General features: G+C 42.4%; 28 protein-coding genes, 1 tRNA gene and 1 pseudogene. 20 read left to right on the top strand and 10 right to left on the bottom strand.

What is annotated here, in order from left to right; genetic code table 11:
- Window positions 1-774, top strand: coding sequence for an enoyl-ACP reductase FabI (gene fabI, locus AS888_RS17315; RefSeq protein WP_061143402.1), 774 nt, complete (start codon window positions 1-3; stop codon window positions 772-774).
- Between the two features lie 374 nt (window positions 775-1,148).
- On the opposite strand, the gene AS888_RS17320 is transcribed toward fabI, so the two are convergent.
- Window positions 1,149-2,063: an iron-hydroxamate ABC transporter substrate-binding protein gene (locus tag AS888_RS17320; RefSeq protein WP_061143403.1), complete on the bottom strand. Its 915-nt coding sequence runs from the start codon at window positions 2,061-2,063 to the stop codon at window positions 1,149-1,151.
- 337 nt (window positions 2,064-2,400) lie between these two features.
- Here AS888_RS17320 and AS888_RS17325 point away from each other — a divergent pair, with 337 nt between their 5' ends.
- The 9 genes from AS888_RS17325 to spoVIF all read left to right on the top strand — a co-directional run bounded on the left by AS888_RS17325 (window position 2,401) and on the right by spoVIF (window position 6,995).
- Complete coding sequence (locus tag AS888_RS17325; protein ID WP_061143404.1) at window positions 2,401-2,712, top strand: hypothetical protein; 312 nt, start codon at window positions 2,401-2,403, stop codon at window positions 2,710-2,712.
- Window positions 2,713-2,723: 11 nt separating this feature from the next.
- A complete protein-coding gene (locus tag AS888_RS17330; protein ID WP_061143405.1) occupies window positions 2,724-3,308 on the top strand; it encodes a hypothetical protein in 585 nt (194 codons plus the stop codon).
- Window positions 3,309-3,323: 15 nt separating this feature from the next.
- Complete coding sequence (locus AS888_RS17335) at window positions 3,324-3,689, top strand: DUF1360 domain-containing protein (RefSeq protein ID WP_061143406.1); 366 nt, start codon at window positions 3,324-3,326, stop codon at window positions 3,687-3,689.
- 297 nt (window positions 3,690-3,986) lie between these two features.
- The gene (locus AS888_RS17340) at window positions 3,987-4,484 is read left to right on the top strand and encodes a YhcN/YlaJ family sporulation lipoprotein (protein ID WP_061143407.1); all 498 of its coding nucleotides are present in this window, start codon (window positions 3,987-3,989) and stop codon (window positions 4,482-4,484) included.
- A gap of 18 nt (window positions 4,485-4,502) precedes the next feature.
- A complete protein-coding gene (spoVAC, locus tag AS888_RS17345; RefSeq protein WP_061143408.1) occupies window positions 4,503-4,973 on the top strand; it encodes a stage V sporulation protein AC in 471 nt (156 codons plus the stop codon).
- Between the two features lie 3 nt (window positions 4,974-4,976).
- Window positions 4,977-6,002: a stage V sporulation protein AD gene (spoVAD, locus tag AS888_RS17350; RefSeq protein WP_061143409.1), complete on the top strand. Its 1,026-nt coding sequence runs from the start codon at window positions 4,977-4,979 to the stop codon at window positions 6,000-6,002.
- Window positions 6,003-6,018: 16 nt separating this feature from the next.
- The gene (gene spoVAE, locus AS888_RS17355) at window positions 6,019-6,375 is read left to right on the top strand and encodes a stage V sporulation protein AE (protein ID WP_061143410.1); all 357 of its coding nucleotides are present in this window, start codon (window positions 6,019-6,021) and stop codon (window positions 6,373-6,375) included.
- A gap of 101 nt (window positions 6,376-6,476) precedes the next feature.
- Entirely contained in the window at window positions 6,477-6,629 is a 153-nt protein-coding gene (locus AS888_RS25215; protein ID WP_081092502.1) for a YjcZ family sporulation protein, read from the top strand.
- A 111-nt stretch (window positions 6,630-6,740) separates the two neighbouring features.
- On the top strand, window positions 6,741-6,995 hold the full coding sequence (gene spoVIF, locus AS888_RS17360) for a sporulation-specific transcription regulator SpoVIF (RefSeq protein WP_034314458.1): 255 nt from the start codon (window positions 6,741-6,743) through the stop codon (window positions 6,993-6,995).
- 77 nt (window positions 6,996-7,072) lie between these two features.
- Here the strand turns inward: spoVIF and AS888_RS17365 are convergent, their stop codons facing one another.
- On the bottom strand, window positions 7,073-9,346 hold the full coding sequence (locus tag AS888_RS17365; RefSeq protein WP_061143411.1) for an ATP-dependent helicase: 2,274 nt from the start codon (window positions 9,344-9,346) through the stop codon (window positions 7,073-7,075).
- A 148-nt stretch (window positions 9,347-9,494) separates the two neighbouring features.
- Here AS888_RS17365 and AS888_RS17370 point away from each other — a divergent pair, with 148 nt between their 5' ends.
- Entirely contained in the window at window positions 9,495-9,791 is a 297-nt protein-coding gene (locus tag AS888_RS17370) for a hypothetical protein (RefSeq protein ID WP_061143412.1), read from the top strand.
- Between the two features lie 53 nt (window positions 9,792-9,844).
- Here the strand turns inward: AS888_RS17370 and AS888_RS17375 are convergent, their stop codons facing one another.
- The 5 genes from AS888_RS17375 to AS888_RS17395 all read right to left on the bottom strand — a co-directional run bounded on the left by AS888_RS17375 (window position 9,845) and on the right by AS888_RS17395 (window position 12,734).
- Entirely contained in the window at window positions 9,845-10,336 is a 492-nt protein-coding gene (locus AS888_RS17375; RefSeq protein ID WP_061143413.1) for a spore coat protein, read from the bottom strand.
- Window positions 10,337-10,570: 234 nt separating this feature from the next.
- Window positions 10,571-10,834: a hypothetical protein gene (locus AS888_RS17380; RefSeq protein ID WP_061143414.1), complete on the bottom strand. Its 264-nt coding sequence runs from the start codon at window positions 10,832-10,834 to the stop codon at window positions 10,571-10,573.
- Window positions 10,835-10,992: 158 nt separating this feature from the next.
- Window positions 10,993-11,421 (bottom strand): GNAT family N-acetyltransferase, encoded by a 429-nt coding sequence (locus AS888_RS17385; protein ID WP_061143415.1) that lies wholly within the window; start codon window positions 11,419-11,421, stop codon window positions 10,993-10,995.
- Between the two features lie 4 nt (window positions 11,422-11,425).
- Window positions 11,426-11,941 carry a YjcG family protein gene (locus tag AS888_RS17390; RefSeq protein ID WP_061143416.1) on the bottom strand — a complete coding sequence of 172 codons (516 nt, stop codon included), beginning with the start codon at window positions 11,939-11,941 and terminating at the stop codon, window positions 11,426-11,428.
- A gap of 70 nt (window positions 11,942-12,011) precedes the next feature.
- Entirely contained in the window at window positions 12,012-12,734 is a 723-nt protein-coding gene (locus AS888_RS17395; RefSeq protein WP_061143417.1) for an alpha/beta hydrolase, read from the bottom strand.
- Between the two features lie 191 nt (window positions 12,735-12,925).
- Between AS888_RS17395 and AS888_RS17400 the strand changes: the two genes are divergently transcribed.
- Window positions 12,926-13,483 (top strand): phosphatidylglycerophosphatase A family protein, encoded by a 558-nt coding sequence (locus AS888_RS17400; protein WP_061143418.1) that lies wholly within the window; start codon window positions 12,926-12,928, stop codon window positions 13,481-13,483.
- Window positions 13,484-13,503: 20 nt separating this feature from the next.
- Here AS888_RS17400 and AS888_RS17405 read toward each other — a convergent pair whose 3' ends face one another.
- Entirely contained in the window at window positions 13,504-13,725 is a 222-nt protein-coding gene (locus AS888_RS17405) for a hypothetical protein (protein ID WP_061143419.1), read from the bottom strand.
- A gap of 207 nt (window positions 13,726-13,932) precedes the next feature.
- On the opposite strand from AS888_RS17405, the gene AS888_RS17410 reads away from it, so the two are divergent.
- Window positions 13,933-14,004, top strand: a tRNA-Val gene (locus AS888_RS17410).
- Window positions 14,005-14,159: 155 nt separating this feature from the next.
- Complete coding sequence (locus AS888_RS17415) at window positions 14,160-14,987, top strand: hypothetical protein (RefSeq protein ID WP_061143420.1); 828 nt, start codon at window positions 14,160-14,162, stop codon at window positions 14,985-14,987.
- A gap of 143 nt (window positions 14,988-15,130) precedes the next feature.
- Here the strand turns inward: AS888_RS17415 and AS888_RS17420 are convergent, their stop codons facing one another.
- Window positions 15,131-16,267, bottom strand: a complete 1,137-nt coding sequence (locus AS888_RS17420; RefSeq protein WP_061143421.1) for a site-2 protease family protein — start codon at window positions 16,265-16,267, stop codon at window positions 15,131-15,133.
- Between the two features lie 543 nt (window positions 16,268-16,810).
- Here AS888_RS17420 and truA point away from each other — a divergent pair.
- The 3 genes and pseudogenes from truA to AS888_RS17435 all read left to right on the top strand — a co-directional run bounded on the left by truA (window position 16,811) and on the right by AS888_RS17435 (window position 20,588).
- Window positions 16,811-17,547 (top strand): annotated as a pseudogene (gene truA / locus AS888_RS17425) (tRNA pseudouridine(38-40) synthase TruA).
- Window positions 17,548-17,649: 102 nt separating this feature from the next.
- The gene (locus AS888_RS17430) at window positions 17,650-18,174 is read left to right on the top strand and encodes a type 1 glutamine amidotransferase domain-containing protein (RefSeq protein WP_061143427.1); all 525 of its coding nucleotides are present in this window, start codon (window positions 17,650-17,652) and stop codon (window positions 18,172-18,174) included.
- 335 nt (window positions 18,175-18,509) lie between these two features.
- Window positions 18,510-20,588, top strand: coding sequence for a YhgE/Pip domain-containing protein (locus AS888_RS17435; RefSeq protein WP_061143422.1), 2,079 nt, complete (start codon window positions 18,510-18,512; stop codon window positions 20,586-20,588).
- Between the two features lie 223 nt (window positions 20,589-20,811).
- Here AS888_RS17435 and AS888_RS17440 read toward each other — a convergent pair whose 3' ends face one another.
- Window positions 20,812-21,750 (bottom strand): DHH family phosphoesterase, encoded by a 939-nt coding sequence (locus AS888_RS17440; RefSeq protein WP_061143423.1) that lies wholly within the window; start codon window positions 21,748-21,750, stop codon window positions 20,812-20,814.
- 365 nt (window positions 21,751-22,115) lie between these two features.
- Between AS888_RS17440 and AS888_RS17445 the strand changes: the two genes are divergently transcribed.
- Genes AS888_RS17445 through AS888_RS17455 form a run of 3 tightly spaced genes read left to right on the top strand, consistent with a single transcriptional unit; the run spans window position 22,116 to window position 24,857 of the window.
- Complete coding sequence (locus AS888_RS17445) at window positions 22,116-23,303, top strand: CaiB/BaiF CoA transferase family protein (RefSeq protein WP_061143424.1); 1,188 nt, start codon at window positions 22,116-22,118, stop codon at window positions 23,301-23,303.
- A 14-nt stretch (window positions 23,304-23,317) separates the two neighbouring features.
- Window positions 23,318-24,523 carry an acyl-CoA dehydrogenase family protein gene (locus AS888_RS17450; RefSeq protein WP_061143428.1) on the top strand — a complete coding sequence of 402 codons (1,206 nt, stop codon included), beginning with the start codon at window positions 23,318-23,320 and terminating at the stop codon, window positions 24,521-24,523.
- Window positions 24,524-24,545: 22 nt separating this feature from the next.
- A complete protein-coding gene (locus AS888_RS17455) occupies window positions 24,546-24,857 on the top strand; it encodes a DUF3870 domain-containing protein (RefSeq protein ID WP_061143425.1) in 312 nt (103 codons plus the stop codon).
- Window positions 24,858-25,089: the final 232 nt, after the last annotated feature.

Here is a 25,089-nt window from a genome sequence, read left to right on the forward strand (position 1 = left end):
ATGACTTTTTCACTAGAAGGAAAAACGTTTGTCATAATGGGTGTAGCGAATAAAAGAAGTATTGCATGGGGAGTTGCCCGTTCCTTACATAAAGCAGGTGCAAAACTGATATTCACATATGGAAAAGAGCGTACGGAAAAAAGCGTAATCGAACTATCTTCCACGTTGGAAGGTGAGCCTTCCATCATATTACAATGTGATGTAACGAAGGACGAGTCTATCGTGGCATGCTTTGCAGCCATTAAGGAAAAGGTAGGCATCATCCACGGTGTCGCCCATTCGGTCGCTTTTGCGAACAAGGAAGAACTGGACGGAGAGTTCGTCAACACAAGCCGTGAAGGATTCTTGCTTGCCCACAATATCAGTTCTTTCTCTTTAACGGCTGTAGCCAAAGCAGCGAAAGATCTCATGCCTGAAGGCGGCAGCATAGTCACGATGACGTACCTTGGCGGTGAACGCGTCATGCCGAACTATAATGTAATGGGTGTGGCTAAGGCTTCGCTTGAAGCCAATGTCCGTTACCTATCAAGCGATCTTGGCAAAGATAACATCCGTGTGAATGCCATTTCGGCCGGCCCGATCCGTACGTTATCGGCCAAAGGGGTCCGTGACTTCAATAGCATTCTGAAGAAGATTGAGGAAGAGGCACCTCTTCGCCGCACAACGACTCCTGAAGAAGTCGGCGATACGGCCCTCTTTTTATTAAGTGATATGTCCCGCGGCATTACCGGCGAAAATATCCATGTCGATTCTGGATATCATATTATGGGGTAATGACAGCAAATCCAAAAAGGGATTCGGAATGAAAACATTCCGGATCCCTTTTTGATTTTTCTCAAGCATTTTTAGCGGGGGCTATCTTAAATCAAACCGCTCTTTAAAGTCCGCTTGAACCTGGCTCCTTGATGAAGCTGGTGTTGCAACCACAATGAGGAGGACTAACTATAAAGAAAGGGAGCGAGATACTCTCTCAATAGAATGCGGGACAAAAGGAAACCTCCACTGCCGTGGCCGGACGTGGCCTTAATATAGGAGTGGCAAGAAATGGTCGTAGTCCTATTCCGTCAATATGTCAGCAAACGGGGCTCCAGCTTATTCTTCATTAAACCATAAAAAGCAGGGAAGATGAATTCTCCCTGCGCAGCCTCTTATTTATCCAAGAAATGTGATTGGAAAAATTCCAATTGATAGTCCAATGTTAGAGGGTCATTGAATATAAACTCGTTACCATTTGCTTCGAATACATGATTTTCTTTCACTGCAGGCATTTGTTTGTAAACATCGGTGTTTTGAAAAGAGTTATCTTGATCCCTATATTTGCTAATGATCAAATAGTCGCCGACATATTGGGGCAGTACTTCCAAGGAAATCGAATAATAGCCTTCCTTATGGACCATTTCCTTTACTTTGTCGGGCATTTTTAATCCCATTTCTTGATAGAGGACCTCGGTGCCCCTTCCCCAATTATCTCCAAACACAGCAAGCTGCTTATCATAGCTTTCCACCACTGTAACGGTAGCATCTTCCCCGATTTTTTCTTTAATTTGCTTTCCGGCTGCCGCCGCACGTGATTTATAATCATCAATCCAAGCTTGTGCTTCTTTTTCCTTGTTCAGCAGCTTACCGATTTCCAAATGCTGTGATAAATAATCCACTTTACCGTATGTATAAGTTACAGTAGGGGCAATTTCCTTCAACTTATCCAAATTTTTGGTAGTGCTTGCACCGATGATCAAATCTGGATCCAATTCGATTATTTTTTCCAATTCATCTTCTGATACCGATTGTACGTCTTTTAATTTTTTTTTGAACCTTGGGTTCATTTTGGACCAAGGTTCTACACCAACTAAATTTACTCCAAGTGACATGACATCTCCCGCATAAGATGCTAAAACGATAACCCGTTTTGGGTTTGCAGGGACCTCAATCGCACCATTTTCCGACTGATAGGTAATCGTATTTTTTTTGTTTTTTTCGCTCGATGTTTTTTCAGTGGCTGCATTGCCGCAGGCACTGACTAAAAGCGTAAAGATGAAGACGATGGGTAAAAGTATTTTTTTCAAAATGAAGTTCTCCTTATAGTAAAATATTTTTTGCCTTGTGGATCCTGCCGAAGGTTTCCTTTCTCTAAAAAGTGTTTGTTCACCAATAGATGAGAATGATAATCAATAACAATTAAAGTTTAATCTTCATTTTCAATTAAGTCAATGTTAAAAAATTATTATCCCGACGTCCTATGCTTGGCTGAAACCGATTATTCCGCGGTCACATCTTACGCATAAAAAAAGCTTATTTTCATATAAATGATACATAGAGCAGATATTCCATTGTCTAGACACAATCAGCTTAAACCTGCTTTCAGCCCTATTGGGGCCAATGAAAAAGGAGGAGGGGCATCATATGGACGTGAAGAAAGTCGATCTGCCTTGTGCTATCGGGAAACGAACCGTATATGACATGAAGGGCCATAAGCCATTTAATGAAAAAAATATCAGCACGTCATATAGTGCCGAGGAATTGGTGGAGCTATTGTCCCGACTCCCAGCCTTTGCACCCAAGCCCGTTTGTAAATTCATCATCAATGGCCGTACATTATTTGGGAAATTGGAATATAAAAAGAAATCCGATTTGTATATAAGGCATAAATTTGGGAAAAAGGTTGTTCAATACGATATGAAGCAGCTGCAGTCTGTCGATATTCTGAAATATTAAGGAGGAAGAACATGGCAGAGAGGAATGACGATAAACAATCCAAGCCGCTTTTATATGTCGATTCATCAAAGATTTCCGATCAGCGAGGAAATATGCAAACGGATTTCCGGACGAAAAAGAGTACGGCTCCTGATACCGTTGAGCCAGAGCTTCAGGAAGAACAGCATGGGGAGCAAGAACAAAAGGAAGAAAAAGTAGAAGAAGTTAAGCGTGAATTCGGTGTATATGATGCCATGAAGGAAATCGAAACGGAAATGACCGCGATCAGGAACATAACCAATCAATATATTCCTGTGCAAACGCCATCCGAGCAGACGGAGCCCCCTCAACAAGCAGAAAAGGAAACGGTAAAGCCAGTAAAGAAAAAGCGGAAAAAAATCGAGAAAAAAGAATCTTCTCGCGATATCATAACGCGATTATCCCAACATCAAGGATTCCCGAAGCCATTGTGTGAAGCGGTAATGAACGGAGAAACGCTTCGGTTCCACGTATTGGGGATTAAGGGGGAATCGGTGAAGATTAAAAGGGGCAACCGTATTCACTTTGTCGCTCTTCCTGATATCATCGATGCCAAAATAATTGAAGAACCGAAGTGAAGGGGGCAATAGAGAATGTTTCTCCCGCATAATGAGTTCACCTTGTTTGTACTATTAGGATTGGCCTCCTTCAGGCTGACACGATTGATTGTATTCGATAAAATCATGGAGCCGCTGCGCCGCCCTTTTTTTAAGGAAATAGAGGAAAAGAATGCAGAAGGCGAAGTGGAAATATATTTGCTTCCCAAAGAAAAGGGATTACTTGGCTGGGGAGGACAGTTGCTTAGCTGTTTTTGGTGCGTGGGTGTCTGGGTCAGCCTTTTTTTGGTATTCCTGCACCTGCAAAGTTGGTTCATAGGGGACATAGTGGTGTTGATTCTTGCCGTAGCGGCCGTAGGAGCGATCATTGAGGTCATAATCAGTAAAATTATGGACATTTGATTGGAAACAACTTGTCTCTTCATTCATATAGTAAGTTATAGACTTTAAAGGAGGCGTCATAACTTGAATAAGAAGCAGAGCCCATGGACTTATGCCAAACCGGTGAAAAAGGATCAGCCAATCAAAATCAAGAAAGACTGTGGCTGTAATAATAATAATAATAAAAATAAAGGCTATTACTGAGTAGAAAAACCTTTCCGTTTAGGGAAGGTTTTTTTATTTCCTAATCCTACCATTCATAAAAAAACCATTAAACAAGAAAATACTAATAGAACGATTAATTAGGATGTGATTCTTTTGTTCAGGAAAAGAAAATATGTGTATCGCAGCTGGATGCTCCTTTTGGTTGCTTTGTGTATGCTGACAGCCTGCAGCAGCCAAGGAGACGGGAAAACGGAGAATCTGGCTCTGATTAAACGGACGAATCCCAAGCCGATGGATATCATCAATGGGATGGATGAAGAAGATGAAAAAGGCCTGATCTCAAAGGTGAAGGAAACGGTAGCAAATGAAGATACGATTTATGACGTTATCGTGGTGAAAAATGAAAAAAAGATTATCGTCGCTTATAAAGTCAAACATTTACAACGTTTCCATATGAAGAAGATTGAAAAGAATGTGACCCAACACCTGGAGGAAAGATTCCCGAAGTATGATTTCATCGTATCGAGTGATTATAAAATCTTTTTGGAATCTTTAAGGTTGAATGAGTTCCTTAAGAAAGAAAACGTTCCTGAGAAAAAGGCACGGAAGAAGTTCAAGGAAATTGAAGAACTTCAAAAAGAATTGATTTAGAAAGCGAGGTTCAGAACGATGAGCGGCAAGGAGAAAACGACTCCCCAACAGGATGCATATAAACAGCTTCAAGGAAAGCATGAAATTAAAAGACCGATAGTGAAGAATTGTTTGAAGGCTTTTTTGGTAGGAGGGATCTTCTGCATGGTGGGACAAGCGATTTCTTACTTTTATATTTACTTTTTCAACTTTACCGAACAGACAGCTGGAAGTCCAACCACTGCGACCATGGTATTCCTGGCCCTATTGATGACAGGCTTCGGCTTCTACGATCGGATTGGGCAGTTCGCTGGGGCAGGAAGTGCAGTCCCGGTTACCGGGTTTGGTAATGCAGTCATTTCAGCGGCCATCGAACATAGGACCGAGGGGTTCGTGTTAGGGGTCGGATCGAATATGTTCAAATTGGCAGGCTCGGTCATTTTATTTGGAGTATTTTCAGCCTTTGTCGTGGCGTTGATTAAAACGATTTATTTAATGATTGGGGGCTAAAGGGTGTTAAAAGGAAAACAAACATGGATGTTCGCCAATAAACCAGTCATTTTGGAAACAGGAGTAACAGGCGGGCCGTTTGAAGCAAATGGCGAAATCGCGGGCGACTTCGATATTTTGTACGGAGATTTGTGGATGGAGAAGGATTCGTATGAGAAGGCCCATCGCCACTTGATGGAGAAGGCTGTGGAACTTGCATTGGAAAAAGGAGAAATTGAAAAGGAGCAGGTGCAGTTTTTCTTGGCGGGTGATTTAATTAACCAGATTACCCCAACAAGTTTTGCGGCAAGAACGCATGGCATCCCCTACTTCGGGTTGTTTGGGGCGTGCTCCACTTCAATGGAGGGGCTTGCATTGGCTGCCTTCATCACAAATTATGGCGGGGCGAATTACGTGCTGACAGGGGCCTCGAGCCACAATGCAGCCGTTGAAAAGCAATTCCGCTATCCGACTGAATATGGAGGGCAAAAACCTCCTACAGCTCAGTGGACGATAACGGGAGCGGGGGTGGCACTGGTCGCTCCGAATGGAAGCAGGCAAGGCGAATACCCGCATGTGGTTTCGGCCACGATCGGCAAGGTCATTGACATGGGGCTGAAGGATCCGTTCAATATGGGGGGAGCGATGGCCCCGGCTGCCGTCGATACGATCCTTGCCCATTTCAAAGATACGGGATTGGGTCCGGATGATTATGATTTGGTCATTACCGGTGATTTAGGGCAAGTGGGCAGGGAAACCGCCCTGGATTTATTAAAACAAAAGGGATGTCAAATCAATCAGGAAAAATTCAAAGATTGCGGCTTGATGATTTTTAAAAAGGACCAGCCCGTTTTAGCGGGCGGCAGCGGCGCGGGATGTTCAGCAGTGGTTTTATATGGACATATCCTCAATCAAATGATTTCAGGTCATTATAAAAAAATCCTGCTGGTTGCTACTGGGGCATTATTGTCGCCGTTATCGGTCCAGCAAAAGGAAACAATTCCGTGCATTGCTCATGCGGTATCCATCGAGTATGGGATGAATTCATGAAAAAGGAGAGATTTGGATGTTAGCGATGTTTTTTTGGGCCTTTGTCATCGGTGGATTGATTTGTGTAGTCGGCCAGCTTCTTTTTGATGTTGCTAAGCTGACACCAGCACATACGCTAAGTTTATTCGTTGTAATAGGGGCGGTTCTTGGCGGGTTTGACTTATATGAACCGCTTGTTGACTTTGCAGGCGCAGGAGCAACGATACCGATCGTTTCATTTGGGAATTCCCTTGTGAACGGTGCGATGATGGAATCCGAAAAACATGGCATCGTCGGCGTACTAACAGGAATGTTTGAAATCACGAGCTCCGGTATCTCGGCAGCCATCATCTTCGGATTTATCGGGGCTTTGGTTTTCAGGCCAAAGGGATAGGATCGGAAATGGGCAGCCTGGACTAGGACATGGCCTATACATATTTGTCCAGACCTACATATGTTATCAGTAAGCTTTTAGCGAAAGCGAGGTGATATAGTATGTTTGGTTTCGGTGGCTACGGTTGCTGCGGCAACAGCGGTTATGGATATGGCGGCAGTTATGGCGGAGGCTACGGTGGTGGCGGTTCTACGTTCGCGATAATCGTTGTGTTGTTTATCCTATTGATCATTGTAGGGGCTTCTTTCTGCTAAAGTAAATGGAATAGGCAGAAGAAGCCTATTCCATTTCTTTTTATTTTATCGGCCTTGCACCATTTTCTGTTTAAACCATAGGATAGGTACAGAAAAGGGAGGGGCTTAGGTATGGATAATAACTTTTTTAAAAACATAGAAGGTAAAACGGGCGTGAATATGAAAGATGTATTGGAATTGGCAAACTCTCTACAAGGGGCCAACTTCAAAGATGAAACAACCGTCAGGAATGTCATTAAACGCGTTTCAAAAATAGCGAACAAACCGGTCAATAAGGAAACGGAAGACAAAATCGTCCATTCCATCGTAGCTGAAGGCAATAAACTCGACTTTGGGACGATTTCCAATATGATAAATAAAAAATAATGAATCAAGGCCTGCTATAGATGCAGGCCTTTTTCATATGGCTGAATCCTGCCTTCTGCCATGAAAACAAGGTAAGGTCAGAGCTTGAGGAAGCGTGATGGATGTGCGGTCCGTCCGCGTCTTGTTTGCAGGATGGAAAGGTAAAGATCCGTTTTGGCTCTTGTCGCTGCAACATAAAGCAGTCGTCGTTCCTCCTCAAGAGGGGCAAGCTCCCCTTTTCGATAGGATTCAAGTGCGAAATCATGTGGAATGCTGCCATCGACTGCAGCAAGTACATATACGGTCTTATATTCAAGCCCTTTGGAACGGTGTACGGTGGTAAGCTGTATGGCATCCTTGAAATGTTTCGAGAGCTGTTTAATTTCTTGGACCATGGCTGTCATATGGTCGACATGCTCAAGGAAAGCGGCGACTGTGGGAAAACGGTTGGCTGCCACCTTTAGGTCGCGAATGTCATCGGAGCCTTTTTCCAGATTCGCTTCGTTGCCCCGTTTTTTAACATAATCCTGGTAGCCCAAGTCCTTTTCGATGATTTCCAAAGCAACCAGCGGCGACATAATCTTTAAAGAACGGATTTGCCCTGGAATCGTTTTTAATTTTTTTTCTTGGAAAGCATGACCTGTCTTGATGTAAGCAAATGCATCGATATAATCACAGTCCTGCAATATGGTTTGTGCTTTTAATTCCTGCAAAATGCTTTGCCTTAAAAATAATGAGGAAAGAACATCCGCTGCTGCCTTGCTATCATGAGGAAACAAACTTAAGCGCATGAAGGCCAGCATGCCGCGTATGACCCTGCGCTGATAAAAGGAATCTGCATCTTTTTCGATTACAAATGGCAGGTTGGAAGCGGCCAGTCTTTCAAATATGGCCCTGGACATTGTGTGTGTCCTGTATAATACGGCAAAGTCCCCGGGATTTGCTCCTTTGGCGATTTTTTCTTGAATATCATTAACGATCATCGTTGCTTCCAATTCCTCATCATATGGATAAAATAATACTGGCGGATTTCCTGAATCATGCTGTGCCCGCATTTGCTTCTCCATCCGATTCTGGTTGCGCTTGATCAATCGATTCGCAGTGGCGACGATTTGATGGGAAGAGCGATAATTTTCGGTTAGCTTGACAACTTGGGATCGAGGGAAGTCATGATTGAAATTCAGGATGTATTTCGGATCGCTCCCCCTGAAGGAATAGATCGATTGATCATCATCTCCAACCGCACACACATTTTTTGATTCGGAAGAAAGGAGTTTTATCAATTCATATTGAACTTTATTGATATCCTGAAATTCATCCACCAAGAAATACTGAAATCGTTGCTGGTATTTCTTTAAAAAATCGGGGTGATTTTTTAAGAAGACATAGCAGCCGACAAGCATATCATCAAAGTCATATTTTCCTGTTTGCTTTTTATACTCTTCATATTTCTTATATAAGAATAAACAGGATTTCTCCCACTCGTCATCAGGTTGAATATCTTCGGGGAAAGCCAATGAGTTTTTCCAGAGCCCGATTTGCTGGAGTGCTTGATCGTATGCAAATTCCTTATCATCAAGTTCCATTTCCCGACCAGCCTGTTTCAAGATCTTTTCTTTTTCCCATTCCCATTTCAATAGCAAATCGCGCTGCCATTTGGATGGTTCGTGAAAAATCAGGATTTTATAAAAAATGCTATGAAAGGTCCCGCTCACAACTTGGGAAACGAGGGAGGGCGTCATATTAGGATAACTGAGCAGCCGCTGCTGCATCTCCTTAGCTGACTTTGCGGTAAATGTCACGAGCATGATGCTTCTTGGATCGATTTTCTTCACCGTAAGCATGTAGGCAGTACGGACCGTTAATACCCGGGTTTTCCCGCTGCCTGCTCCTGAAAGGACAAGAATGGGTCCTTCGATCGTTTTTACGGCTTTAAGCTGTTCTGCATCTAGTACGACCCCGCAAGAGGATAATTCCTGGAAATATGGTTCCTCTAATTGTGCCAGGGAGGCGGTTTTATGTGAATATTGCGGATTTCCCGTTACCTGCCGGCTTCTAAGGAAAGGCTCCGTAATGGTTTTTGTTTCGGTTATGGTTCGAGACTTGGGGATCTTAAATCCATTCTGTTCCATATATTCTAATGGCTTGTCCTGATTCATTGGTTCGGAATATGGCATTACACAGGGTGCCTGCGATGGGTCACTATGATAAAAATAGGGCGTTTCATGAATGCCAATGAATAATTTAACGGGCTTTTGACAAACGATGCAAGAAAGCTGATCACGTTTCCCTTTTTCGAATAGTGTCTGCAGCTCACCAGCTGAAACGGTATGTATATGTACAATTTCATTGCCAGATTTTGCTTGATTCATATAAATGGATACCTCTAATCTATTAAAAATATCGGCAATACCCATCATACCAGAAGATGAGGAAAAAAGAATGTGGAAATGGTGTTTACCTCTCACCCTGGGCGGGTATTTAAATGACAGCATACGTACATGAAAAGGAGGGTAAACCATGGGATACATAGCGCCGGTCACACAATTTGATTATATTCAATATGCCAACAGGACGGTCGAAGCTGCAGAGAAAGTAAGAATTGTTAAAGGCACGACGCCCATTCAACCCATCCGTTTCACTCAGGTATTAGAGGAGGAAATGGGGAGTTTTGAAGGATTCAATCAAGTTCATCAGCGTACCCATGAAAGAACGGCAGGAGCGGGCACATATAAAAAGCAATTGGCCATGAGGGCCAGCAACCAGCTGACTGCTGCAATGACGGGAAAGGGAGTCTACTTAAACGTTATGGTCTAGAATGCCATGAAATACAAAAGAGGACACGTGAGTGTCCTTTTTGTGTTGATTTCTTAAAGGATGTCTATTTCAACGATTAGAGCTAACAATAGTTGTAGTAATAGTTGGATGTTAAGAGCGATTTGTGCATCCGTTGTCGTAATGTCGATATCACGGCTGTTCTCAACAATTGTTTTTTGACGCGTGATTTGTTTGACATTAGAGGATTGGATCAATTCTTGAGTGATTCTTTCGGCATTATCTGCATCTGCGATGGAAATGCTTACGATGACCGCAATTGCAGCTTGCAATGCAGCTTGAAGAGAAAGGGCAGCTTTAACATCTGTTGAAGTGACATTTACATTACAGGAATCTTTAATGTAAATAAGTTCTTCGGAAAGCTGAACTTGATTATTATCCTGTCTTGCCTCTTGGTCAATCCTTGTGTCATCGTTGCCGTTACAAAATCCTGTCAGGGGGTGGTTGGAAGCGGAATCTAGAGCTGACCAAGATCTGTCACAGCTTTCATGTGTGTTACAGTTGCTACGGTATACATTTTGGTTCATGTCGTTTTTTCCTCCTTAGGTTTTATTCCCTATTAAAATATGCTTCGATGATTATTCTGGTTGGACGAATAAATCAATTAATTCGTCTATTTTTTTAAATATTTCGGAAAAGTATCGATGTGTGGGGATGAATGATAAAGAAGCTGGAGTTTCAGAATGAAATGTAAGTGCTGCTATGTCTTGGTTAATTTAATTCTCGCCAGCAAGTAAGGTTTGATTAGCTGATATGGTCAATCATTTTTTTTTGGAATCCGTGAATTTATTATGAATGGAATTCGTAACTGGATTAACATCGTGTTCCGTGATGTTTTTTTCCTGGTTTATGAGAATTTGCGATTGCTCCTGTAAATAGCGAATGGTTTCTTTTAAGTTGTTTCTCTCTTTTTCAGTTAGATCAACTTTCTCCTTTTTGAAACCATGTTTTCTCATTGTCCTTGAAACAAGTAGCTCCATTAATCTTTTTTGCGACTCCTCCAGGTTAAATTCATTGTTACCCATAAAATTATCCCTCCTTGTTGCTTTCTATATATAGACTATGTATTTTTGCGGAGATTGCCATTGAACGGAAAGGGTTTTTTATAAAACGATCATCAAGGAAGATGAAACAAACAAAAAAACGCTGTCCATCAGATGACTGAAGGGACAGCGTTTTGGTATCATGATAAAGTTTTTATCATCGTTTTATGAGGAATGCCAGCATCCATGAATTCATCGGACACAATCTCATATCCTAATTTGGAATAAAACGGTATGGCGTGAACTTGCGCATCAAGCTTCAATTGATGCATTCCCTGCTGGATGGCGTATTCCTCGATTGCGTTCATGATCATGGCACCGGCCCCATTTTTCCTGCCTGTTGCCAGGACACAGATGCGTTGGACTTTACCGATGTTGTCGATGTCCCTTAAGCGGCCTGCACCGACTGGCTGTTCCTGCTCATTATATAAGACGAAATGCGTGGAAACGTCTTCGTATTGATCGATTTCTTCTTCAATCGGCACATTTTGTTCTTGAACGAATACTTGCCTTCGAATCATATACGCTTTTTCACGCTCTTGGCTGTTTTCGGCAATTTTTACAAACACGGCTTTATTCAGCTCCTAACCTAAATGTTTCGTATACCGTCCAGGCACCGTCCTCTAGCTGATACAACAGATGAATCCGCTTCACTTCTTCTTCATGGCTGACATCAAGCATGCTTAGCTGACCTAAAACATCGGAATGTTCATTATCGGATAAATCTTGGGCGATGGTGATGTGCGGCACGAAAGCATATTCATTTTCACTTTTTATGAAACTCTCATCGTTCAGCGCCTCATGCAGCTCCTGAAGCCCTTCGGATAGCTCCACCTTGAAATAGATCGTATTGCTTACCGGTTGGAAGGACTTCGCTTTCGTCACATTCATCGTAAAAGGCCTGCACTTTTGGGCAATGTCTTTTATTTGGTCAGCAATCGCCGAAATTTCCATGTCCGTCGCTTCAAACGTTGGCTTAAGCGTCAGGTGCGGTGGAATGAACGCATACTTCGTATCATATCTCTTTCGATAGGAGTTAGCTAAGTCTTGAAGTTTCTTTGTAGGGAAAATGGCAACACCGTATTTCATAAATAAAACCTCCTGATATTTATAATGGTTGTATGGTGGCTGGATATGTTGTGGAGAAACCTATTACAGGTTAGAACATTTCCAGCAGTGCTCTTTTTAAATCTGCCTGCCAATATTTCCAGGTATGATTACCTTCAAATTCTTCATAGAAGCACGGAAATCCTTTTTGGTTCAATAATTGATGCAATTTCCTGTTGGGCTCTATGAAATTTGCCCGATTCCCATCAGTCGTTGGTACGTCGGTTTCATCAGTCCCGATCACATGATAAAGTTCGAGTAGATGCGGATCCTCAAAGTTGCGTACAGCCTCCATCACGGCTTCATTGGCCAGGGGCGACTGCATGATGCACTTCCCGAATGTGTGCGGATACTTCAGGGCGGCCAATAATGAAACAGTACCGCCAAGCGAGTCGCCTATCAGGGCGCGGCCATGTCCCATTTGATAGGTCGGAAATTCTTCATCCAGAAACGGGACAAGTTCATGGGCAAGGAAACGTATGTATGCAAGGTGCTGTTCCCCGTCTGGATGATATTTGCTTCTGCGGTCAAAACGATCTTTATAGGGAATGCCCACAACGATTATATTCTCGATTTCATCGTTACCCAATAATTCATCGGCTACACGGCCGATTCGGCCCATTTGAAAATAATCACGTCCATCCTGAGCAATTACAAGCGAATATTTATACAATGGTGAATAATTAGCAGGCAAGTAAACAAGCAGTTCCAATTCCTCCGCCAGCGCTTCACTTTTAAACATGTACTCTTTAATTGTGCCTTTGCGTAAACTCATTTCCCGCACCTCGATGATCATTAATAATGAAATACTTATTACTTAGTTATTTTATCATAGCCTTGCGAGATTTTCCCGTCCCAAGAATTTGGAATAAAAAATTTTCTTTATATTTTCTAAAAATTTAGAAAATTTAATGCTATAATACAAGGATATCTATCCATCATACTATAAAAAAGGTGGGGAATTAAATGGCAGATGTACACGTACACAGCAGGGAAGTAACAAAGGCGGCAAAGCGCCTCTTAATGGAACGCGGCGTCAGTGTGGAAGCCATAGCGAAAATCGTTTACGAATTGCAGATTCCATACAAAGCCGATCTCGAATTGGAGGAATGCATCCGCAGCGTCGAGCGTGTCCTATTGAAAAGGGAAATACAGCATGCGATTCTAGTCGGTGTGGAGCTTGATAAACTGGCAGAGCAAAAGAAGCTTTCCGAACCTCTTCAATCCATCGTTGAATCCGATGAAGGCTTGTTCGGCGTCGATGAAACCATCGCATTCGGTGCAGTCCTCGGATACGGAAGCATTGCTGTCACGACATTTGGCCACTTGGATAAAAATAAAATAGGCGTCATCCACGAGCTCGATAAGAAGCAGGAAGGAGTTGTCCATACCTTCCTGGATGATATCGTTGCAAGCATTGCCGCGAGTGCCGCCTCAAGATTGGCCCATCGCCTGAGGGATGAAGAAGAATCGTTGACGGAAAGGGAAAAGGACATCCAGGAAGAAGAAGAGTTAATCGGATGAATCCTATGGGTCATGCGGACTCATCCGGATCGATCGTATTTTGCCTTGATGAGGCGGGCAGAAAGGATATTATTCATTTTGAACGTCCGTTTCGTCTGCCTCAGAAAACAGAAAGCATGAATATGGCCTGGATATATTTCTAGAACCTGGATTTTCCGTTGTGTAATCTTTCCTTGCTCCGAGAGGTAAATGATCTCCAGAGGAACCTTTTCTTCCATATGCTTGCGAAGGATATATTTCATTTCCGATCGCCCCTTTGCTAACTTACTTGGTTTTAATCATTATATGCGAACGTACGTTTTTTATGCAAGTGAAAAAGGAACATTTGTTCGTTTTTGTGAAAAATGAAATAAAATTAAAACTTTTTTACTATAATGCGTTGACTTTTCACCAAAAAAACTTATAATAAATTATGTACTTAAGTAATTCACACGCAAGCTTATACATACGACTTGTTAGCTCAGTGGGAGAGCACTTCCTTGACAGGGAAGGGGTCGTGGGTTCGAATCCCTCACAGGTCATCAACTAACAAAGGCTCAAATCCTTGATATAATAAGGGTTTGGGTCTTTTTTTTGTATGTTTCCCATTAATTCCTTATGAGGGTGTCAAATACTTACGATAAACACAAGTTATTCTTGAATCAACTAACAAGGCACAATATTGAAGGAGAAAATCATGAGTTATCTCGGAGAGTATTTGAACATGCCGCCAACAATTGACAAGCTCCATACATTAAAGAAGGAAATTGAAAAAGAAGGCTACTCCTTAAGTGATTTATCGCTTTATTTAGAATTTGACTTCTCCCCTTATGAAACTACTCTCTATGATGTCATTACTTTTGCCAGTACAGGCGTTGACGGCATACATTTCGGATTTCTAACTGACTTCGGTAGAGTATCTGATTTAGAGAATGCGTTCGTCGTTTGTATTAGTCCCATGGATTTTGATACACATATCAAGATTGTAGCAAGAAATATTAGGGAGTATCTTAGCTTGGTTTGTACGATGAAAGATGCCTTAAGTATATCTAACTTTAATATCTTCGAAGAAGAAGAACAGTATATTCAATATCTTCAAGAACAAAATCAAGTAAAACCTGAAGATAAGGAATTTGAAGAAGAAGCAAAATATGTAGTGGAGAAGATATTAGACGCGTTTGGAAGCGAATCAATCGAGGATGTCTATCATTATGTAGAGATAAAAGTAAGGGAACAAAGAGCACAACAAACCATTTTTCCCACTCTTGATGGGTTAGGCATCATACCTGTAGATAACGTGACGAGCAGCCATATCCTATATAAACTTGAAAAAGATATGACGATTGACTTGGCAGAAATGAAAGCCTTTTTTTATTCTGCAACAACAGAAAGTAAACTGGCTTTCATCAGAGATGTCCAATTCACTTATTTAATTACAAATGGTATAGCGTTAAAGGAATTGGTCATTCAAGAAATGATTAAATTGGGTTTACAGGATGAAGTGGATAGATTATACGTGTTTTAGGCCTTTTTTTCTTGCCTAATTGACACCTTTGGGCGTAACATGCCAAAAATGCTTAGGGGTTACTTGCAGAGGGATTCATTTGGGGATCGGACTTCGGCAAACAAAAGGGACGCTCATTATTGAGGTCCCTTTTTCAAAATGCGTTAAGGTAATGAAGTTTTATATTGTTCCATTAAATCACCTGCATATAAGCTCGTTAACATTAAGAAAATGGCAAGTCCAAGGTATAAGGAGAACCAGATCACTTTTGTTTTGAGACTTGATGAGTAATAGGATTTCTCTTTGTCCCTGATTTTCGTTTGTTCTTGCACTTCTTTAAAAAACGTTGCTGCAATTCGTTCATAGGTGCCTATATTTTCAAAATCGGTCGGTCCGTACTGGTATTCATTCGAATTAGCAGCATCAAGTAAGGATCTATAAATAGTTAATTTTACCTCGGTCCGTTGTTTTTCTTTTAGCTTATCATCATCGAATAGCGGGATATGCCAACTCTTCATTTTGTTAAGCTTTCCATGCAGCCGACTTAATTCCATATTCCAAATATTGACGAGGCGAATTTTTTCTTCTTCTGTTGCAGCTGCAAATTCCTCTAGCTGTTCCATACCAAATTGATTGGATTCGATTACGCTATCTCTTTGATTTATGGTTATCTCGCTGCGGAATTCGTTCCACCATTTAGAGATTCCTAATATGAAGAAAAGAATTAATAACGGATTGGGGCGGAAGAACATATATACGACCATTCCGATAATCCCGACTACCCAAAGTTTTGCAGAGATGACTCCTACAATACGTCCCCCATCAAGAGGATGCACAGGCATTAGATTGAACAGATTAATCATGGCTCCAAGGGTAATGACCAAAAGCCAAAACGGATTTTCCGTCACCAAAAATAAGGGGATGGCTGGTAAGAATGCTACTGTACCTAACAATGGTCCTCCAAATGCAAGATAAGCTTCTTGGTTAGCATTCTTCGGTTCTTCTTTAAGGGCAATTAACGCTCCGACAAACGGGAAGAAAATGGCACTGGATGTTTTGATGCCCTTTCGCTTAGCCGCAAGTAAATGGCCCATTTCATGGATATAAATAAGGTAGACTAAGGCTGCAGCAAATTTCCAACCGTAAACCAACGCATACGCTCCCAGTGAAACGAAAATAGATAAGAGAGAACCCACTTTTGCTACTTTCAATAGCGCAAGCAACCACTTTATTTTCCCGAGGAAAAACAACCCGATTGCACCTAAACTTACCCATCCTTTATTCAATGTAGATTCTTTCAAAACGTACCTCCTAGAGTATATGGGAAAACAAATGATCCCGGTGATACTCTTCTTATTGATTTATCCACTTTTAATATCCTTATTATAGCTTATTTTTTCTTTGCCTTTAGGAGTATTTGCCTGAAAATATCAACTTCCAAATCTTTTTTTATTTAACAATCACCATAGAAACGGAAAGTATGGGCGAGTGATAATCGCCTATGTGTCAGTGTTTTATTGAATGATAAAGAACCAGAGCGGTGGTTTTGACAGGGGAAAGCGCAAAAAAGTGATTTGTGACGGTGGCTCGTCCGTTGCAGGGCATCAGCCTCTTTGGTACACTATGCAGAAGTGCATTATTCTTTGATTGGGAAATATTACGTTCCGATTTGCATTGTGGTATTTCGTTTTCGGGGCACATAATAAATGACAATGATGAAAACTTAAATATGTAAAGAAGCGTTTCTAAGGAAAAATCATATGTTCCCTCATACAGCAGGCGTGTATGGGGGCTTATATTTTATCAGGTTTTTTGTCCGGATAGCTTTACAGTAGGAGGAAGCAATGAACAATTATAAGCTGACCATTCAATATGATGGCGGACGCTATAGGGGCTGGCAACGGCTGGGCGATAGTGACGATACGATTCAAGGGAAAATAGAAAATGTATTAACGGAAATGGCAGGGGAGAAAATCGAAATCATTGGATGCAGCAGAACGGATGCCGGTGTTCATGCTTTTGCCCAGATTGCCAATTTCAAGATCGCTGGAAATTTGACAGAATCAGAAATAATGAACTATTTGAATAGATATTTGCCCCAAGATATAAGCATCAAAGAGGTCATGTTAGTTCCTGATCGTTTTCATGCCCGTTATAATGCTAAGGACAAAACCTATTTATATAAGATCTGGAACGAGAGGTATACGAATCCGTTCATGAGAAAGTACAGTATGCATGTTGAGGAAAGCTGGATATAGAAAGAATGAAAAGGGCGTGTCAATATTTTATAGGTGCCCATGATTTCACTGCTTTTTCAAATGCAAAGTCCAAGAAAAAATCAATGGTGCGTGAAATATATGTGATTGATATAGTGGAAAATGCCGGATTCATCGAAATTAGTGTGCGTGGGGATGGTTTTCTTTATAATATGGTTAGAAAGATGGTCGGGACGCTGATAGAGGTCGGTCTTGGTGAAATAGACGCTGAGCAAATCCCGGGCATTCTGGAGTCGAAGGAAAGAATCCAAACGGGCCGTATGGCGGATGCCGGCGGGCTGCATTTAGTAAAGGTTGATTTTTAGACAGGATATGGCTGGACTGGTTGTCTGGAGAAAATGGTTGAAAAAGTGAAGAAACAGGGAAGAATGGTAAAGTTGAATAGCACGAAGGAAGGGGAGATTTTCATGAGGTTAGCTGGAAAGAAAATTATCAGTCTTGTGCACCATGATTTTGAAGATTTAGAGCTCTGGTATCCGATCTTACGATTGAAAGAAGAGGGTGCGATCGTCCATCTTGCTGGGGAGAAGGCGAATGAAACGTACATTGGCAAATATGGTGTACCCGCCGTATCCGATTATGATTATGGCAGCATTGAAGCGGAAGATTATGATGCGATTCTCGTACCGGGCGGTTGGGCCCCTGACAAAATTCGTCGGTTCCCTGAAGTGATTTCACTTATTCAAAGCATGGAAGAAACAAAAAAACCGATCGGGCAAATTTGCCATGCTGGCTGGGTGCTGATCTCCGCAAAAATTCTAGCTGGCAAGAATGTAACAAGTACACCTGGCATTAAGGATGATATGGAAAATGCCGGAGCAACCTGGATTGACGAAGCTGTCGTAGTCGATGGAAACCTAGTATCAAGCAGACGCCCGCCTGATCTGCCGGATTACTTAAGGGAATTGATAACGGTGATAGAAAAACGTTGATGCAATTTTGATGAAAAGGCCAATCGAACGGAACGGAAGGCAAACCCGAAAGCGGGTTCGCCTTCCGTTTTTTCTTTATGAAAAGTCCCGATGTTCATGCAACGACCGATATGGGCAACTCATGGTTTTAACATATTCTTCGCACAGAGTGGATTGGAACGGAAAGCGAGTGCGAGCAGTTGAATGGAAATTTCACAGGAAGAGCTAATCGATAGATGAGAGTGGGAAAATCCATGGATATGTTTACTTAGTATCGAATATGGAGGTTTTCCGAATAATAGTATCAAAATACGTATGCACGGGGGTATATTTTGAGAAATATTCGGGAGATCTTCATGGACGATTTAAAAAGCATTTATAAAAATTTCTTTGTTTGCATCGTGGTTGTTTTCCTTATGCTCATCCCGTCCATTTATGCGTGGTTCAATATTGTCGCCTCTTGGGACCCTTATGCCAACACGGAAGGAATCCTAGTCGGTGTTTCCAATAATGATAAAGGTGCCGAGTTGAATGGTAAAGCCGTCAACTTAGGCAATGAGGTCATAGAGGGGTTAAAGGGGAATAAAGATTTAGGCTGGAGATTCACATCGGAAAAGGATGCGGTTGCAAAGGTGAAGAAAGGGAATTATTACGCGACGATCATCATCCCTGAAAATTTTTCCGAGCATATTGCAACCATCATGACCGATGAACCTATGAAAGCGGAAATTGATTACTATGTTAATGAAAAAATCAATTCCATCGCCCCAAAAATTACGGCAGCTGGAGCCAACACCATCGTCGATAATGTAAGCAAAAGCTTTATTAAGTCAGCTAGCGGGAGTATCCTGGAAATCTTTAATGAACTGGGCATCACGTTGCAAAATGAATTGCCGACCATTCAGAAGATGAAGAATATGGTGTATGTATTGGAGGGGGAACTTCCAGAGCTTGAACAAAACTTGAAAATCGTACAAACACATGTAAAGAGGGCAGAAGAGATCATTAACAAGGTCAATGAAGGCCTGGAATCAATAGAGGGGATAACGTCGCAGAAAGATGAATTGGTGTCAGGCGTTTCTGGTTATGTAGAATCGACCAAGCAGGCATTCGAAGAAATCCAGCCACTCTTGAAGAATGATATTGCGAAAATCAGGAGCGATAATGAAACGATCTTAGTGCTTGCAAGTAGGGTAACAGATCAGAATTTGCCTAGCGATGAGGTTAATCAGCTAGTTGAACAAGGGAGAACGCGGTTAAATAAAGAGCTCTACCTTTTGGACAGTATGTATGACTTATTGGTGAGCGTAAATCAATTTAGTGAAAAAGACCGCCTTCAGCCAGAAATAATGCTAGTGGATGGTTTACGGGATAATGCTTCGGGCCGGCTTCAAGCTCTGAATGACCATTCCTTCGATTCACTCAGGGTTCTTGGTGAAAATAATGATCAAGTCTTGGAGAGCCTCCAGGATACCTTTTCAAAGCAAACAGGATCTAAAATACATGAAATCTGGACGGAAGCGAATTCCATATTACAAAAAGCCCAGCTTTCGATCGAAGAGGGCAGCCAGGCTCTTCCTGAAGTGAAGGCACTTTTGAATGACACCGATCGAACGCTTGGGGCTCGCATGGGGGATATCGATACGTTACAGGATAGGTTTCCGGTAATCGAAGCAAAAATCAAGGCGCTGGCCTCTAAAATGAGAGAAATTGATAAGTCTTACAATATGGAAGAAGTCATTGATTTCCTAAAAAATGATATCGAACAAGAGAGTGAATTTTTCTCGGAGCCGGTACTGCTCAATAAACACAGTCTATTTCCGATTCCGAACTATGGATCTGCCATGTCTCCCTTTTTCACGGCACTGTCCCTCTGGGTGGGCGGGACCATACTGATTTCCATGCTTAGCGTGAGCGTCTCTCAAAAGGGCTACAGTCCATATCAAATTTATATTGGCAGATACCTAATATTTTTCATCATTGGATTGGTCCAGGCTTTAGCCGTTTCCATCGGCAATCTTTTTCTGATTGATGTATATGCAGTGGATAAATTCGAGTACGTCATTTTTTCGGTCTTGATAAGTACGGTGTTTACATTAATGGTCTACACCTTCGTTTCGGTTCTGGGGAATGTCGGGAAAGGGATAAGCGTTGTTCTGATGGTACTTCAAATATCAGGTTCGGGAGGAACTTTCCCCATTCAAGTAACTCCACCGTTTTTTCAACATATCAACCCTTTCCTGCCATTCACCTATGCTGTCGGTTTACTACGTGAATCCGTTGGCGGGATCACCTGGAGTGTCGCCGGCAGGGATATATTCATCTTATTCATCTATTTACTACTGACCATCGGGTTTGGCATCATTCTGAAAAAGCCATTGCATGAAAGAACGCAAAAGATGAAGGATAAACTGTACGGAAGCAGGATTTTCTAATTGCATCAAAATATGCTGCTGTAAAGAAGTTTTTTGTACGCATATAAAGGTCGGGTTACTACCAGTATAGGACGATCGAAAAAAGCCGGATTAATCCGTTGTAGGACGAATTGCTTCCAATCCAGGCCGGATTAAACGAATTTCGGTCGAATAATTACGATGTAGGACGAATTAATTTCAGTACAGGTCGAATTAATTGATATTACGCCGGAATAATTGCCTATCATGGACAAACTTGATTCAATGCTTGAATCACCTGATCGACTTCCTCCCAGGAATCAATGGAGGCACCAGAGGCCAGCGGATGTCCTCCGCCATTGAATTGCCGAGCCACCGAGTCAATGGGGGTAGTGCGTGAACGGATCCTGACACGGATTTTCCCAGGATATTCAATGAAAAATACCCAAATCTTGTTAGCCCGGACACTTGATAGCGTATTAACTAAATTCGAAGCGTCGTTTCGGTCCATGTTATACAATTTCAGCAAATCCTCGGTAATGATGAAGTAAGCAACTCCTTTATCAGATACCTTGAAGCCTATGAGGATGTCTTTTTGAAGCCTGGAAGAGTTTTTCGACTTTACCTGGAGAAAGTTATGAATTCGTTCCGGTTGAAAATCATAAGCTCGCAATCGAGAAACCAAATTTAATGTTCGTGGAGTGATTTTTCCATTCATGAAATTACCTGTATCACTAAGTATCCCTGTATAAAAGGCTTTAGCCGTTTCTTTATTCATTGCAAAATCATCTGGAAATTCCAAGGACAAATCCGTCAGCATTTCACTTGCAGAGCTATAGGAAGCGTCGACCCAAGAGAGGTCGCCAAATGGCTCGTAATCGGGGTGGTGGTCGATTTTAATCAGCCCATCACCTAAACGAAAGCGGGAATCACTGATCCTCGAAAGGTTGGCAGTATCACAAACAATCACTAAGGCCCCTTCGTATATATTATCCGGAATGATATCCATTTTTCCGATGAAAAGAAGCTTATCGACTTCCTCGCCTACCACAAAGATTTCCTTAGACGGGAAGGAGTGCTTCAATAAGTGCTTTAGCCCGACTTGTGACCCCAGGGCATCCGGGTCCGGATCAACATGGCGATGTATGATGATGGTTGAATATTTCTTGATGGTTTCCACTATTTCGCTTTTTATCTTTTCCATTTTGCGATCTCCCTTCGAGGCGTTCGTTCATACCAATATCATCACACGCTTCAAGGATAAAGGCAATTTCAATCACAATACCTTTTGATGCATGCGTCATCCGACAAAAAGAAATTCATTATTATTGAAAAATTCAAATAATTACCTTATACTTAATTTACCAAACCGATGACAGCAAGCTTCCTACCTTGCTGCATGGCCGGCTTGTCCTAAAACTGGAATTCATAAAAATTGACTTGGTTCACTTGATCTTCCTTTGCAGGAAGACAGTGCGTGGATAAGGGTCAGTGAAACGTACAATGTGATGGCATTGTTTGTTTTACTGGCTCTTTTGTGTATCCGGGCAATTTGAAAGGGGTGATGGTATGAATGGTGCTTTGGATGGAGTCAGGATCATTGATGTTTCCCGTGTTTTGGCAGGGCCGTTTTGTTCGATGATCCTTGGTGATTTGGGAGCGGAAGTAATTAAAATTGAACATCATGAATCAGGTGATGAAACAAGAGGATGGGGCCCCCCATTCTCAGGCGGGGAAAGCGCCTACTATTTATGCGCCAATCGAAATAAGCAAAGCATGACTTTGAATTTGAAATCTGAGCAAGGGAAAGAGATTTTTCGAAAACTGATCTCGTCCGGGGATATTGTGATTCAAAATTTCAAGACCGGTACATTGGAGAAGATGGGCTTAGGCTATCGGGAGTTAAAGGAATGCAATCCCAAACTGATCATGGCCTCGATCACGGGCTTTGGCTTAACCGGTCCTTATAAAGATTTGCCGGGCTATGATTATATCATTCAGGCGATGAGCGGGTTGATGAGCATAACCGGGGAAAAGGATGGAAGTCCCGTGAAAGTCGGTGTGGCCATAGCAGACATCTTGACTGGCTTGTATACATGCATTGGCATTTTATCGGCCCTGCATCATAGGAATGAATCGGGGCAAGGACAGGAGATTGATATTTCGCTAATGGATTGTCAGGTTTCTTCGCTAGTGAATGTCGCGAGCAACTATTTATTCAACGGGTTGACTCCAGGACGAATGGGGAACCAGCATCCCAATATCGTTCCATATCAAACGTTTCCTACAAGTGATGGAGAGCTTGTCGTGGCGGTGGGGAATGACGAGCAGTTCAGGCGGTTCGCGGCTGTTATTGGCAGACCTGAGTTAGCGGAACAGCAACGGTTTAAGCTTAATGAAATGCGCTTGCTGAACAAGGAAGAATTAGTGCCGCTATTGGAAGAGTCATTAAAAACAAAGACAAAAAAACAGTGGAAAGAGCTGTTTGATGCTGCTGGGATACCGAATGGTCCGATTTATGATATCGCAGAGATGTTCGAGGATCCACAAATCAGTGCCAGAGGCATGCTTGTGGAAATGGAGCATCCGACCATCGATGGCCTGAGGATGATCGGATCGCCGTTGAACCTATCCAGAACGCCGGTCACGATGAGGAAGCATCCGCCGCTGTATGGTGAGCATACCGATGCCATTTTGGCTCAATTGGGGTATGATTCCGGTCAAATCGACAAATTCAAGCAAAATAAAATGATCTAGGAGGAATCTTGATGATGAATTTCGAATTAACAGAAGAGCAGCAAAGTGTAAAAAAAGTGGTCAGGAAATTCGTGGATAAGGAAATCATCCCATATATCCAAGAGTGGGATAGGCAAGGTCAATTTCAGCCACATATCTTAAAACGATTGGCGGAATTACAGTTGATGGGCGTTTGCATCCCCGAAGAGTATGGCGGGGTGGGAATGGATTATAATACCTTGGCCATCGTTTGTGAAGAGCTGGAGCGGGGTGATACGGCGTACAGAACTGCGGTATCGGTACATACAGGGTTGAATAGCATGACGTTGCTGCAATGGGGTACCGAAGAACAAAAACGGAAATATTTAGTTCCGCAGGCAAAAGGGACGAAGATTGGCGCTTTTGGACTGACTGAACCGAATGCAGGGTCTGATGTGGCGGCGATGAAATCTACTGCCAGACGTGTAGGCGATCATTATATTTTGAACGGATCGAAAACATGGATTTCCCTCTGTGATTATGCCGATCATTTCCTCATTTTTGCCAAGACTGATCATGATCTTGGCTCAAAAGGCATAACGGCATTTATCGTGGAACGGACTTTTGAGGGAGTGGAATCGAAGGCCATCAAGGGAAAACTGGGAATTCGCGCGGGAAATACAGGGGAAGTCTTTTTAACGGATGTAAAAGTTCCGGCAGCGAATAGGCTTGGGGAAGAAGGCGAGGGCTTTAAAATATCCATGTCGGCTTTGGACAGCGGCCGTTTTACGGTGGCCGCGGGTGCTGTAGGATTAATCGAAGCCAGCCTCGAAGCCAGCTTGAAGTATTGCCATGAACGCAGTACATTCGGCAAGGAGATTGGCAGGCATCAGCTTGTCCAACAAATGATTGCCAAGATGACGGCAAATCTGGAGATTTCCCGATTGCTGGTCTTTAAAGCGGGGACGTTGAAAAACCAAGGAAAACGGAATACGAAGGAAACATCCCTTGCTAAGTGGATTTCCTGCAATGCAGCTAACGAAGCTGCCAATGATGCCGTTCAAATCCACGGTGCCTATGGCTATTCCGATGAATATCCGGTCGAACGCTTTTTGCGGAATTCGAAAGCTCCGGTCATTTACGAGGGAACCCGTGAAATCCATACGATGATGCAGGGTGAATACGCACTAGGCTACAGACAGGATAAAGAGCTTCGTAAGAAATTGCCTGCATGGCCCTTCGAGAAAGCTTCCGTACATTAAATATAGATAGAGGAGACCAGAGATGAACACATATTTCATTGCAGGGCATGCAAAACTTCCACAAGGGATGGCAGCGAGAAATTTATATGATTCCATCACGATCACATTGGAGCTGGATTATAAATATGGTGTCATCGTCGAGGCGTCCTGCACGCTCGCTACAGAGCATGGCAGGGAATTCATTCGGCAGCTGCTGCGTGGTTATTGCCTGCAAGATGGTATCGAGTTATTGATCGATCGTGTACAAATGCAATATCGCGGGAAGGCTGGTCAAGCCATCCAAGCAGGGCTGAAGGATGTGTATGCACAGTTCGCACTGGTCTCCGACAAATAAGGAAAAAGGAAGGATGCTGCCGATACATGAAGTCGGCAGCATCTTTTATTTATTGAAAACCCAATTGTACATGGAACTAAAAAAAGAGACGTTAAAGAACACGTCTCTTCTTCCAGACTGTAGACAAACTCAATGAAAATCGAGTTTGTCTATTTTTATGGCCTGTACAATTTAGACGTTGATTTCCACTCCAGGCACTCGCTTTCCGCGGGCGGTCGGGGAGCCTCCTCGG

The sequence above is a fragment of the Peribacillus simplex genome (genome assembly GCF_001542915.1).
Lineage (GTDB): Bacteria > Bacillota > Bacilli > Bacillales > DSM-1321 > Peribacillus > Peribacillus simplex_B.